The organism is Mesorhizobium sp. M6A.T.Cr.TU.016.01.1.1, from assembly GCF_003952585.1.
Taxonomy (GTDB): Bacteria; Pseudomonadota; Alphaproteobacteria; order Rhizobiales; family Rhizobiaceae; genus Mesorhizobium; species Mesorhizobium mediterraneum.
The window spans coordinates 4,730,748-4,743,412 of the sequence record NZ_CP034452.1; the positions used below are offsets into that span (position 1 = coordinate 4,730,748).

Annotated in this window: 9 protein-coding genes and 1 pseudogene; 7 read left to right on the plus strand and 3 right to left on the minus strand. The window is 62.2% G+C overall.

Features of this window, described 5'->3' with window-relative positions; all coding sequences use genetic code 11:
* The first annotated feature begins 131 nt into the window (after nt 1–131).
* The 4 genes from EJ075_RS22875 (at nt 132) to EJ075_RS22890 (ending at nt 6,479) form a co-directional block, all read left to right on the plus strand.
* Complete coding sequence (locus tag EJ075_RS22875; protein ID WP_126105841.1) at nt 132–1,784, plus strand: ABC transporter substrate-binding protein; 1,653 nt, start codon at nt 132–134, stop codon at nt 1,782–1,784.
* Nucleotides 1,785–2,009: 225 nt separating this feature from the next.
* Nucleotides 2,010–3,044, plus strand: coding sequence for an ABC transporter permease (locus EJ075_RS22880; RefSeq protein ID WP_095482910.1), 1,035 nt, complete (start codon nt 2,010–2,012; stop codon nt 3,042–3,044).
* A gap of 12 nt (nt 3,045–3,056) precedes the next feature.
* Nucleotides 3,057–4,214, plus strand: coding sequence for an ABC transporter permease (locus tag EJ075_RS22885; RefSeq protein WP_095482909.1), 1,158 nt, complete (start codon nt 3,057–3,059; stop codon nt 4,212–4,214).
* A 48-nt stretch (nt 4,215–4,262) separates the two neighbouring features.
* Nucleotides 4,263–6,479 (plus strand): ABC transporter ATP-binding protein, encoded by a 2,217-nt coding sequence (locus EJ075_RS22890; RefSeq protein WP_126105842.1) that lies wholly within the window; start codon nt 4,263–4,265, stop codon nt 6,477–6,479.
* 13 nt (nt 6,480–6,492) lie between these two features.
* Here EJ075_RS22890 and EJ075_RS22895 read toward each other — a convergent pair whose 3' ends face one another.
* A complete protein-coding gene (locus tag EJ075_RS22895; protein ID WP_126105843.1) occupies nt 6,493–7,083 on the minus strand; it encodes a transglycosylase SLT domain-containing protein in 591 nt (196 codons plus the stop codon).
* 218 nt (nt 7,084–7,301) lie between these two features.
* Here EJ075_RS22895 and EJ075_RS22900 point away from each other — a divergent pair, with 218 nt between their 5' ends.
* Nucleotides 7,302–8,840, plus strand: coding sequence for a trimethylamine methyltransferase family protein (locus EJ075_RS22900; RefSeq protein ID WP_148128433.1), 1,539 nt, complete (start codon nt 7,302–7,304; stop codon nt 8,838–8,840).
* Between the two features lie 243 nt (nt 8,841–9,083).
* Nucleotides 9,084–11,525: an FAD-dependent oxidoreductase gene (locus tag EJ075_RS22910; RefSeq protein WP_126105846.1), complete on the plus strand. Its 2,442-nt coding sequence runs from the start codon at nt 9,084–9,086 to the stop codon at nt 11,523–11,525.
* Nucleotides 11,526–11,545: 20 nt separating this feature from the next.
* Here the strand turns inward: EJ075_RS22910 and EJ075_RS22915 are convergent, their stop codons facing one another.
* A complete protein-coding gene (locus EJ075_RS22915) occupies nt 11,546–11,938 on the minus strand; it encodes a DoxX family protein (protein WP_095482903.1) in 393 nt (130 codons plus the stop codon).
* A 124-nt stretch (nt 11,939–12,062) separates the two neighbouring features.
* Complete coding sequence (locus tag EJ075_RS33255; protein ID WP_164547169.1) at nt 12,063–12,341, minus strand: hypothetical protein; 279 nt, start codon at nt 12,339–12,341, stop codon at nt 12,063–12,065.
* On the opposite strand from EJ075_RS33255, the pseudogene EJ075_RS33810 reads away from it, so the two are divergent.
* Nucleotides 12,226–12,620 (plus strand): annotated as a pseudogene (locus tag EJ075_RS33810) (hypothetical protein). The gene EJ075_RS33255 and the pseudogene EJ075_RS33810 sit on opposite strands and share 116 nt — an antisense overlap.
* Nucleotides 12,621–12,665 lie beyond the last annotated feature (45 nt).

Consider the following 12,665-nt stretch of genomic DNA (forward strand, 5'->3'; position numbering starts at 1 on the left):
TCGTTATCACGCGAACTGCTTCCCTTCCAAAGTTGCACATTCCTTGGCATGTTCCCAATCCGTGCCGTTTTTGACATCACGGCCCGGATGCGGAATGGTAAAAGGCAGAAAGCCAACAATGGGAGTTCGTGATGACAATCTACAAGAGTAATGGCGATCGCGTTCCGGATCACATCCACGCAATGGCCGAAGAAGCCAGGGCCGGACGTGTCGATCGCCGCGAGTTTCTCGCTTTGGCCAGCGTCTTCGGCGCGTCCACGGCGATGGCCTATGGCATGATCGGCCTCGCCGACCCGACGCCGGCGAGAGCGCAGGACGTGGAGGGCAAGAAGGGCGGCATATTGAAGGTCGCTATGTGGATCAAGGATCCGAAGGATCCGCGCAAGGCCGATTGGTCGGAAATCGCCAATGCCGAGCGCCAGGCGCTCGAGCCGTTGGTCAAGTACACAAACGAATACACGTTCCGCCCCTATCTGCTCGAGAGCTGGGACGTCAATGACGACGCCACCGAATACACGCTGCATGTGCGCAAGGGCGTCACCTGGAACAACGGCGATCCGTTCACCGCGGACGATGTCATCTTCAACTTCAAGCGTTGGGCCGACAAGAAGGCCGAAGGCAATTCCATGCCCGGCCGTCTCGGCTCGCTGGTCAAGGACGACAAGCTGGATGAGAGCGCAGTCACCAAGGTCGACGATTTGACGGTGAAGCTGAAGCTCAGCACGCCGGATATCGCCCTCATCCCCAACGTGTGCGACTATCCCGGTCTCGTCGTCCACAAGACCTTCGACGAAAAGGGTGGCGATTTCAAAGCCTGCCCGATCGGCACCGGCCCCTTCGAGCTCGTCTCCTACGATGTCGGCCAGAAAGTCGTCTACAAGCGCCGCGAAGACAACAAGTGGTGGGACGGCGAGGTCTTTCTCGACGGCATCGAGTTCATCGACTACGGCACCGATCCGGCGGCCACGGTCAGCGCCTTCGAATCGGGAGAGGTCCATACCAATTTCGAGACGTCAGCCGACTATGTGTCGATCCTCGACGGTGTCGACCTGGTCAAGTACGAGGTGGTCACCGCAGCGACCATCGTCTGCCGCACCAACGTGGCCAACAAGCCTTATGATGATCAGAAGGTCCGCAACGCGCTGCAGCTCGCAGTCGACAACGCTGTCGTGCTCCAGCTGGGCGGTGGCGATGCCGGTACTGTCGCCGAAAACCACCATGTCGCCCCGATCCATCCGGAATATTACGAGCTGCCGAAGATTGCCCGCGATCCGGCTAAGGCAAAGGCGCTGATGGAGGAAGCCGGGCAGGCCGATTTCGAGCACGAGCTGATCACGGTCGACGAAGACTGGCACAAGAACACCGGCGATGCGATCGCCGCGCAGATGCGCGACGCCGGCATCAAGGTGAAGCGCACGGTGCTGCCGGGTTCGACGTTCTGGAACGACTGGACGAAGTATCCGCTGTCGATGACCAACTGGAACATGCGGCCGCTCGGCGTCCAGGTTCTGGCGATCGGCTACCGCACCGGAGAAGCCTGGAACGAAACTGCCTGGTCGAATCCCGAGTGGGATGCCAAGCTCAACGCCGCGCTTTCGGTCGCCGACGCCGCCAAGCGCAAGGAGATGATGAAGGACATCGAGCAGATCCTGCAGGATTCCGGCATCATCATCCAGCCCTACTGGCGCAAGCTGTACAGCCATTCGGTCGCGGCGGTTAAGAACTACGCCATGCACCCGACCTTCGAGCGCGATTACGGCAAGGTCTGGCTCGACGAGGCCTGATCGGATCGATCGTGGAAGGGGCGGTTCGCCCCTTCCACCCACGCCATGCATGATCCCACAACCGAAAGTCGGCGCAGCAAAAAAGCGCAAACTCTTCGGATGAGGGCGTGCAATAAGACAGGGTTGATCGCATTCTGAGGGTCCGTTTGACAGCCAGCTCCGCCGATAGCGGCTGAGCTGGTTCCAAGCCGGCCTCAACCCCAACCAGACCGGCAGGGGACCGCCATGCTTTCTTTCATCCTTCGACGCCTCGGCACCATGGCATTGACGATGCTGTGCCTGACGTTGGTCGTGTTCTTCCTGATCAATCTCGACCCCAATCTGAAAAAGCTGGCGATTAGCCAGACCGAAATGCACACCTCGGCCGAGCAGCTCGAAAGCTGGCTGGTCAATCATGGCTACCGCCAGAATTTCTTCTCCCGCTACGGCCAATGGCTGGGTGTCGTGCCCAAGCAGCCGGTCACAGACCCGGCAACGGGCAAACCCGGGCGACGTTTTTCCTTCTGCAACGATCCTGTCGAGCCGACCTTCTCCGGCGTGTTGCAGGGTGATTTCGGCTGCTCGACCAAGTTCAAGACGACGGTCGCGTCGAAGCTTTTCCCGGCGCTCGGCGCCACCGGCATCCTGATGTTCTGGGTGCTTGTGGTGATGGTGCCGATTTCGCTTCTGATCGGCATCCTCGCCGGCATGCGCGAGGGGTCGCGAACCGATCGGACATTGTCCGTCGCCTCGATCGCCTCGACGGCGACGCCCGAATATGTGTCGGGCGTCATTTTTACCGTCATCTTCGCCTCATGGCTCGGCCTGCTGAACGGTTCGGCGGCTTCGGCCAGCCGGGGCATCACCTTCTACAACTTCACGCTGCCTGTCATGACGCTGGCGATCTACGGTATCGGCTACATCGCCCGCATGACCCGCGCCTCGATGGTCGAGGTGATGACGCAGCAATATATCCGCACCGCCCGGTTGAAGGGCCTCTCCTTCGGCAGCGTCGTGGTCAAGCACGCGCTGCGCAACGCGCTGATCGCGCCGTTCACTGTCATCATGCTGCAATTTCCCTGGCTGCTCACCGGCGTCGTCATCGTCGAGGTGATGTTCCGCTATCAAGGCTTCGGCTACACGCTGGTCGAGGCGGCCGGCAACAACGACATCGATCTTTTGCTCGGCTGCTCCCTGGTCTCGGTGTTCATCGTCCTGATCACGCAGCTCATTTCCGATGTCGGCTATGCGTTTCTCAATCCGCGTATCAGAGTTCAATAGGGGATCGGGCGGATGCAGCTTGAATATATCGGCGCCTTCAACGTGGTGCTTGGCGTGCTTGCGCGTTTCTGGCCGGTCTGGATCGCTCTCGTCCTGGTGATGGGGGCGAGCTTCGCCTACAAGAAGAGGCTTGGCCTCTACGGTCAGCTGTTCGACAGCAGCGTCGGCATCGTCGGCGTCGGCATCTGCCTATTCTGGCTGTTCACGGCGATCTTCGCGTCGACCATCTCGCCCTTCAATCCGCTTGTCCAGATCCCGATCATGAAGGACGCGCTGCCGGGCGCGGTCGAGCCGCAATCCGGACTTGTCTACCTGTTCGGCGGCGACAAGCTTGCCCGCGATGTGTTCAGCCGCATGGTCTATGGCAGCCAGATCGTGCTGATCATCGCGCCGGCGGCGACCGGTTTCGCGCTGATGGTCGGCATCACGCTCGGCCTGCCGGCCGGCTATTACGGCGGCAGGATCGACACCGTGCTGTCCTTCCTCGCCAATCTGGTGCTCGCCTTCCCGGTGATCCTCCTGTTCTACCTCTTGGTGACGCCGGGCATCATGGAGACACCGATTCCCTACATGATGGCCGGCCTGTTCTTCCTGTTCCCGATCATCTTCTTCAGCGTGCTGTTCTGGACGCGCTACAAGAAACGGCCCGACCGCCTCTACATCCTCCTGGGACTGACGCTGATCATTGGCGGCTGGGTCTATGCCGGCCTGGTCTTCGATGCCGACCCGTTCAGGATCATCCACATCGATCCCAACCAGCTCAATATCTTCGTGGCGGTGGTGTTCGCGTCCAGCCCCGGCGTGTTCCGCATCGTGCGCGGCCTGGTCATGGACATCAAAACGCGCGACTATGTGGCGGCGGCGCAAACGCGCGGTGAATCGCCCTGGTACATCATGCTGTGGGAGATACTGCCCAATGCCCGCGGGCCGCTGATCGTCGATGCCTGCCTGCGTATCGGCTACACCACGATCCTGCTCGGCACGCTCGGCTATTTCGGCCTAGGGCTGGCGCCAGAGAGCCCGGACTGGGGCACCGCGATCAAGGATGCCAGCCGGCTGCTGCGCTCCTTCATCCATCCGGCGCTGCCGCCGACGATCGCGCTGATGTCGTTCGTGCTGGGCCTTAATCTCCTGGCCGACTCGCTGCGTGAACAATCGATGAAAGATTGATGGACGGGTCTTCGACCCTACTTAGAAGAACCAGGATTGGAGCGACCCATGAATGAGGCAGTTCGAAATCCCGCCAAGCCGACCAATGGGCCGATCATCGAGATCGAGAACCTGTCGATCTCCTTCTTCACCCGCAAGGGTGAGATACCGGCCGTTATGGACTTCTCCTGCACGGTCATGCCCGGCGAAGCGATGGGCATCGTCGGCGAATCCGGCTGCGGCAAGTCGACCGTGTCGCTCGGCATCATGCGCGACCTCTCCAACATCGGAAAGATCGTCGGCGGCCGGATAAAGTTCCAGGGCAAGGACATGGGCGAGCTGTCCGATGAGGAACTGCGCGCCATCCGCGGCAACAAGATCGCGATGATCTACCAGGAGCCGATGGCCAGCCTGAACCCGGCGATGAAGGTCGGTCAGCAGCTGATGGAAGTGCCGCTGATCCACGACAAGGTATCGAAGGAGGAGGCTTATAGGCGCGCGCTTGAAATGGTGCGCTCGGTCAGGCTGCCCGATCCCGAGCGCATGATGCGCTCCTTTCCGCACCAGCTTTCCGGTGGCCAGCAACAGCGCATCGTCATCGCCATGGCGCTGCTGTCGAAGCCGGCGCTGCTCCTGCTCGATGAGCCGACGACTGCGCTCGACGTAACGGTGGAAGCCGGCATCGTCGACCTGGTCAAGGGGCTCGGCGAGAAGTTCGGCACCTCGATGATCTTCGTGTCGCACAATCTCGGCCTGATCCTGGAGACCTGCGACCGCATCACGGTGATGTATTCGGGCGAGGCGGTGGAAACCGGCAAGATCAAGGACGTCTTCGACCGGATGCGCCATCCTTACACGCAAGGCTTGTTCCGCTCGATCCCGCTGCCCGGCGCCGACAAGAATTCGCGGCCTCTGATCTCCATCCCGGGGCAATTGCCGCTGCCGCACGAGCGGCCGAAGGGCTGCAATTTCGGCCCTCGCTGCCACCATTTCGTCGAGGGCGTCTGCAACGCCGCCGAAATCCCGATGATCGCGGTCGACGGCCATGAAGGCCATTTTTCGCGCTGTGTGCGCTTCAACGAGATCGACTGGGAGGCGCTGCCGCCCGGCGCCAAGAAGGTCAACGAGCGCGTCGAGCCCGGCGCGCCGGTGCTCAAGATCGAGGACCTCAGGAAATACTATAAGGTCGGCGGCAGCGAAGTGTTCGGCTCAAGCGAAGGCCGCGTCGTCAAGGCCAACGAGACGATCTCCTTCATGGCGCGCGAATCCGAGACCGTCGCCATCGTCGGCGAGTCAGGTTGCGGAAAGTCGACGCTGGCCAAGGTGCTGCTCGGGCTGGAGACGGCAAGCTCCGGCACTGTGACCCTCGGCAACCAGCGGATCGAGTCGACCGGCGTCGAGAAGCGCAGCGTCGAGACGGTGTCGTCGATCCAGATGGTGTTCCAGAATCCGTTCGACACGCTCAATCCCAGCCACTCGGTCGGCTCGCAGATCATCCGCACGCTGGAAAAGTTCAATGTCGGCAACACCGTCGCCGATCGCCGCAAGCGCATGCTGGAGCTTCTCGACCTGGTGAAGCTGCCGCGGGCGTTCGAGACCCGCAAGCCACGCCAGCTCTCAGGCGGCCAGAAGCAGCGCATCGGCGTGGCGCGGGCCTTTGCCGGTGACGCCAAGGTGGTGGTGGCCGACGAGCCGGTCTCGGCGCTCGACGTGTCGGTGCAGGCGGCGGTGACCGAGCTCCTGATGGACATCCAGCGCAAGAACAAGACGACGATGCTGTTCATCAGCCATGACCTGTCGGTGGTGCGCTACATCGCCGACCGCGTCGTCGTCATGTATCTCGGCTATATCGTCGAGCAGGGCACGACAGACCAGATCTTTTCGCCGCCCTATCATCCCTATACCGAGGCGCTGCTGTCGGCGATCCCGATCGCCGACACCAGTGTGATCAAGAAGCACATCGTGCTGGAGGGCGACATTCCGTCAGCGATGAACCCGCCAACCGGATGTCCGTTCCAGACGCGCTGCGGCTACAAGAGGCTGGTGCCGGACAATCTTTGCGAGACGCAGGTGCCGCCGGTCAAGCATCTCGGCGACGGCCATATGAGCCTGTGCTGGCTTGCCGACGATGTGCTGGCGAAAATGGAGCCGGTGATCAAGTTCGACAAGGAGCATGCCGCCAATGAAGGCGTGCCGGACGACGCGCCGCAAGGTGTGGGTCCGGGCTTTGCCGGCACCCCGCCCAAGCGTCCACATGGAAAGCGGCCGAAGCTGACGGAGGGTTAGATCCGTGGCGCCGTCAACGCGCGCATTGGCGTAGCTGCGCGGCGTAGTCCTGCGCCATCTGCTCGGTGGCCCGCGCGTAGCGCTGCACGCCGGCGTCGCCGCGATTGCCGCGGCCGTAGGCTGTCCAGCCGAGATAATAGGCCAGATAGAGATTGTAGGTGTCGTTGCGGGCGACGCCGAGCGTGTCTGATGTCTTGGAATGATACCAGCCGACGAAATCGACGGCATCGGCAAACCTGGTGCGGCGCGCCGCCCAGCTGCCCGTCTCGCTTTGATATTGCGCCCAGGTGCCGTCCAGCGCCTGCGAGAAGCCGGCGGCGCTGGAGACACGTTTCCAGGGAATGAAGCCGAGAAGCTTGGTGCGCGGCGGCCTGGCATTGCTCTTGAAGCCGGATTCCTTGCGCACCGTCGCCATCAGCACAGGAACTGGCACACCGTATTTCTGCTCGGCGCGTTCGGCCGCTGCCTGCCAGTTGTCAAACCAACCGTCATTCTGGTCGAAGACGGCGCAGACATCGTTGATATGGCTCGGCGGCGTCGCGCAGGCCGACAGCACGAGCAGCACGGTAACAGCTACAATTTTACTAAAACTTGACCTACGCATCGGAGGAGGATTAGGCCGAAAACATAAAGGGAATCTTGCGGCGTTTCTTAACGGCTCATCGGCTGCTTTGGCCGGGGCACAGCGAGGATGGATATTCCGACGTTTTCTGTCGCTTTTGTTGGAATAAAATTCCCAAAATGCCGCCTTGGCTAAAATCACGCCCGCGAGTGGCGGATTTCTGACAGCCCGATCATCGTGTCGGCGCTTTGATGCGCCGCATGACTGAACCGAGACGCAAGCGCGGCGCTGAGCGAACCAGCAACAGGGGACCGGCTGCCATCCCGCAACTGCCGCTGCGCCGCGTCACCAATCCCTATCCGCCAATGGCGATGCTCTCGGCCGAGCAGATCGAGGCTATTCACCAGGCGTCGATGCATATCCTGGAGAATTTTGGCATCGAGGTGATGAGCCCGCGAGCGCTTTCGCTGTTTGAGAAGGCCGGGGCCAAGGTCGATCATGCGTCGATGACCATCCGCATCGACCGGGGCATGGTCGATGAGGCACTGAAGACGACGCGGTCGAGTTACCGGCTTACGCCGCGCAACCCGGCCCATACCGTCCATCTCGGCGGTAACACTATCAATTTTACGCTCGTCGCCGGACCGCCCAACGTGCACGATATGGAACGCGGCCGCCGTGCCGGTAATTTGCGCGACTACAGCGATCTCACCCGGCTGGCGCAGCATTTCAACTGCATCCACATGCTGGGCAACCAGGTCTGCGCACCGGTGGAACTGCCGGCCAATTCACGCCACCTCGACACCTATTTCGCCAATCTGACGCTGACCGACAAAGGTTTTCACGTCTCGGCGATCGGCCGGGGCAGGGCGCTCGACGGCATCGAAATGATGGCGATTTCGCGGGGCTTGAGTCTCGACCAGATGCGCGACGATCCCGGCGTCACCACCATCATCTCGGTCAACTCGCCGCGCCGCTTCGACGAGATGATGGCCGAAGGGCTGATGACCATGGCCGAATTCGGCCAGTCGGTCGCGGTGACGCCGTTCACGCTGATGGGGGCGATGAGCCCGGTGACGCTTGCCGGCGCGCTGGCGCAGCAGAATGCCGAGGCGCTGTTCGGCGTGGTCTTGACCCAGCTTGTTCGCCCTGGCGCTCCGGTCATGTATGGCGCCTTCACCTCCAATGTCGACATGAAGTCCGGTGCGCCGGCCTTCGGCACGCCGGAGAACACCAAGGCCAACATCGCCTCCGGGCAGCTGGCACGGCGCTATGGACTGCCCTACCGGACGACGCCGGGCTCCGCCTCCAACGCCGCTGACGCGCAAGGCGCCTATGAGACGCTGATGGCGTTGTGGGGCGGGGTACTTGGCCACGGCAATCTCGTCTACCACGCCGCCGGCTGGCAGGAAGGCGGGCTGACCGCATCGTTCGAGAAGTTCATCATCGACGTCGAGATGATCCAGCACATGATGGAGTTTTTGCGCCCGATCGAAGTCAACGAGGCCGAACTCGCCGTCGAGGCGCTGGGTGCTGTGCCGACCGGCGGCCATTTCTTCGGCGAGCCGCACACGCTGGAGCGCTACGCCACCGCCTTCTACCAGCCAATGCTCTCCAACTGGCAGAACTACGAGGCGTGGCAAGAGGCCGGCGGGCTCGACGCCACGGCGCGCGCAACGCGGCTGTGGAAGAAAGCGCTGGAGGATTATGTCGAGCCGACGATGGACATTTCTGTGCGCGAGGCGCTGGAGGCGTATGTGGCGAAGCGCAAGGAAGCGATTGGGGCGGGTGAGCCGTGATGGCCACAGGTTTGCGCTCGTATACCCCTCTCTGTCCTGCCGGACATCTCCCCCTCAAGGGGGGAGATTGGCTGTCACGTTTTCCTTCGCTAATCACCAACGTTGAAAGAAGCATGGCGGCGCCGTCGCTGCTGATCTCCCCCCTTGAGGGGGAGATGGCCGGCAGGCCAGAGGGGGGTGGCTTGGCTCCTCCCGTCCCGATTCATCGTTCCCCTCCAACTCATTGAAATAACGAGAAAACCCATGAAATCGCATGCAAAGGTCGTGGTCATAGGCGGCGGTGTCGTCGGCTGTTCCGTGCTGTTCCATCTGGCGCGTCACGGCTGGACCGACGTCGTGCTTTTGGAGCGCGATGAGCTGACCTCCGGTTCGACCTGGCATGCGGCCGGCGGCATGCACACGATCAATGGCGATCCCAACGTCGCCAAGCTGCAGAAATACACGATCTCGCTCTACAAGGAGATCGAGGAACTGTCCGGCCAGGCGACCGGCGTGCATCTGACCGGCGGCGTGCTTCTGGCGGCGACCGAGGCGCGGCTCGACTGGCTGCGCGGCGTCGTCGCCAAGGGCCGCTATCTCGGCATCGATCTCGAGGAGATTTCGCCTAACGAAGCGGCCGAGCTGATGCCGCTGCTCGACCCGAAGCAGTTCGTTGGCGCTGTCCGCAACAAGGAGGATGGCCACCTCGATCCTTCAGGGGTCACCCATGCCTATGCCAAGGCCGCGAGGAAGCTTGGCGCCGAGGTTGAGCGCTTCACCAAGGTCGAGGACATCGTGCGCCGCGCCGACGGGCTGTGGCGCGTCATCACCAACAAGGGCGAGGTGGTGGCCGAGCATGTCGTCAATGCCGGCGGCCTGTGGGCGCGCGAGGTCGGCCGCATGGTCGGGCTGGAACTGCCGGTGCTGGCCATGGAGCACATGTATCTGATCACCGAGGACATGCCGGAAGTCGCCGCCTGGAACCAGAAGACCGGCACGGAGATCATCCATGCGGTCGATTTCGACGGCGAGCTCTATCTGCGCCAGGAGCGCGGCGGCATGCTGATGGGCACCTATGAGAAGGCCAACAAGCCATGGTCCGAATTTTCGACGCCGTGGAATTTTGGCCACGAACTGCTGGAGCCCGACATCGACCGCATCGCGCCATCGCTGGAGGTTGGCTTCAGGCATTTCCCGGCTTTCCAGAACACTGGCATCAAGCAGATCATCAACGGTCCCTTCACCTTCGCGCCGGACGGCAACCCGCTGGTCGGACCGGTGCGCGGCCTGCCGGGCTTCTGGGTCGCGTGCGGTGTCATGGCCGGCTTTTCGCAAGGCGGCGGTGTTGGGCTCGCACTGTCGAACTGGATGATCGAGGGTGACCCCGGCGCCGATATCTGGGCGATGGACGTCTCGCGCTACGGCGACTGGGCAACGATGGCCTACACCAACGCCAAGGTGCGCGAGAATTATTCGCGGCGTTTTTCCATCCGCTTCCCCAATGAGGAGCTGCCTGCCGGGCGGCCGCTCAAGACCACGCCGGTCTACGACCTCTTGTCGGCCAAGGGCGCGCAATGGGGCGTGGCCTTTGGACTGGAAGTGCCGCTTTGGTATGCGCCCGAGGGCGTCAAAGATGAGTTCTCGTGGCGGCGCTCAAGCGATTTCGAGCATGTCGCAAACGAGGTGAGAACGGTGCGGACAAGTGTCGGCCTGTCGGAGATTTCGAACTTCGCCAAATATAGGGTGACCGGCGAGGGCGCTGCGGTCTGGCTCGACCGCCTGCTTGCCTGCAAGCTGCCAAGACCCGGCCGCATGACGCTGGCGCCGATGCTGAAGGAAGACGGCAGGCTGATCGGCGATTTCTCGCTGGCCAATCTCGGCAACCCCAATTCCAACGGGGAGGGCTGGTTTCTCGCCGGCTCCGGCATTGCCGAGCAGTATCACATGCGCTGGTTTGAGGCCCATCTGCCGCAAGATGGCTCGGTTCGCATCGAGGCGCTGGGGGCGAAGCTAACGGGCCTGTCGATCGCCGGACCGAGGGCGCGGGACGTGCTGGCAAAGGTTACGCGGGCGGATGTGTCGAATGCGGCGTTTCCGTTCATGGCCGCGGCCAAGATGGACATCGGCATGGCACCGTGTCTGGTCGGCCGCGTCAGCTACACGGGCGATCTTGGCTACGAGGTCTGGGTGGCGCCGGAATATCAGCGCGCCGCATTCCAGACCTTGATGGCGGCGGGCGAAGAATTCGGCATCGGTCTGTTCGGCTCGCGCGCGCTCAACGCGCTTCGGCTGGAAAAGAACTACGGCTCGTGGGCGCGCGAATACCGGCCGATCTACGGGCCGCTGGAGGCCGGTCTCGATCGCTTCGTCGCCTACGGGAAAGAAACCGATTTTGTCGGCAAGCAAGCGGCACTCGCCGAGCGCCAGCAAGGCGGCAAGCTGCGGCTGCGCGCCTTTGTCGTCGATGCGGCCGACGCCGACGTCATCGGCGACGAGCCGATCTGGTTCGACGGCGTCGTGCGCGGCTGGGTCACGTCAGGCGGCTACGCGCACCATTCGAAGACGTCCGTGGCCATGGGCTATGTGCCGAAAGAGATCGCCGACGAAGCCGACGGCTTCGAGATTGAGCTGCTGGGTAAGCGTTATCGCGCGCGCGTGCAGCCGTCGCCGCTGTTCGACGCCAATCTCAAGCGGATGCGGGGGTGAAGGCGCCGCTTGTCGGCGCCTCAAGCGCTGCGGCGGTTGTCCAGCGCAAAAGCGCCGGGACCGGCGAACACCAGATAGAGGAAGATGAAACAGAAGGAGATTGCCGCATCGCCGCCATTGTTGACCGGGAAAAAGCCGCTTGGCATGTGCGCCATGAAATAGGCGATCGCCATCTCGCCGCTGAGAAGGAACGCGACCGGCCTGGTGAACAGCCCCAATACCAGCAGGATGCCGCCGGCGAATTCGAGGATGCCCGCGGTCAGCGATAGGCCGCTCAGGGCGCCGGCATGATCGCTGACGGGAAAATTGAACAGTTTCTGGGTGCCGTGCTCCATAAACTGCAGCGCGGTCATGATGCGAAGCACAGCCAGAGCCTGCCGCTGATATCTGGCGAGACCGTCGAAAAGCTTCATCTAGGCTCCATTTTACCCCGAACTGGCCATAGATTATCGCCCGGCAAGGGACCATTCACTTCGCACGGCCTGCCATCAACAATCGGTGATTGGAAATGTTCCTCGTCCCTCAATATTTTTCTCGCTATGGTTGCATAAAATCGCTATAGTTGTATTGATAGCCAGACACTCCAACCATGTGGGTTCCGTTTGCCATGAGAAAAGTCGTCGTCAGCCTATTCGCCATCGTTGCAGGCACCAGCGTCGCCATCGCCGACGACACCGGTTGTGCTGCTTTTAAATGGCCGGTGACGCGCGAGGAGGCCTTGTTTGCGGTGGCGCCCGCCGCGCAGTCTGGCGCTGACCTTTCGGTCGGCGAGGCTGCAGATGTGGCGTTGGTGCCGGTCGACACGATCAGCTTCACCGTTCCGCCGGAACGCGCGCCGGCAGCCGGTACATTCGGCGCGATGGCAAGCGTGGCCGTGCCCCCGGAGGGAGAACTCCAGATCAGCCTGTCCGATGAGGCCTGGATCGATGTCGTTCAGGACGGCAAAGCCGTGAAGTTGGCGGGTTTCAGTGGTATGAAGACCTGTCCCGGATCCGCAAGAGCGTGCGCTTCAAGCCGGCCGCCGGCCCGGCGACCATCCAACTCAGCGGCGCCAAGAAAGAGACCCTCAAGATTGCTGTACTGGCGCCGGAATGACTTTGCGCCCTGAGGCAATTCATCTGCTCGCATCGCACCAACGGT

What these genes read in the sequence shown, in the direction of transcription:
- EJ075_RS22885 (WP_095482909.1), top strand. Translation starts at nt 3,057, where the DNA reads ATGCAGCTTGAATATATCGGCGCCTTCAACGTGGTGCTTGGCGTGCTT.
- EJ075_RS22915 (WP_095482903.1), bottom strand. Translation starts at nt 11,938, where the DNA reads ATGAAGCTTTTCGACGGTCTCGCCAGATATCAGCGGCAGGCTCTGGCT.
- EJ075_RS22880 (WP_095482910.1), top strand. Translation starts at nt 2,010, where the DNA reads ATGCTTTCTTTCATCCTTCGACGCCTCGGCACCATGGCATTGACGATG.
- EJ075_RS22875 (WP_126105841.1), top strand. Translation starts at nt 132, where the DNA reads ATGACAATCTACAAGAGTAATGGCGATCGCGTTCCGGATCACATCCAC.
- EJ075_RS22895 (WP_126105843.1), bottom strand. Translation starts at nt 7,083, where the DNA reads ATGCGTAGGTCAAGTTTTAGTAAAATTGTAGCTGTTACCGTGCTGCTC.
- EJ075_RS22910 (WP_126105846.1), top strand. Translation starts at nt 9,084, where the DNA reads ATGAAATCGCATGCAAAGGTCGTGGTCATAGGCGGCGGTGTCGTCGGC.
- EJ075_RS22890 (WP_126105842.1), top strand. Translation starts at nt 4,263, where the DNA reads ATGAATGAGGCAGTTCGAAATCCCGCCAAGCCGACCAATGGGCCGATC.
- EJ075_RS22900 (WP_148128433.1), top strand. Translation starts at nt 7,302, where the DNA reads ATGACTGAACCGAGACGCAAGCGCGGCGCTGAGCGAACCAGCAACAGG.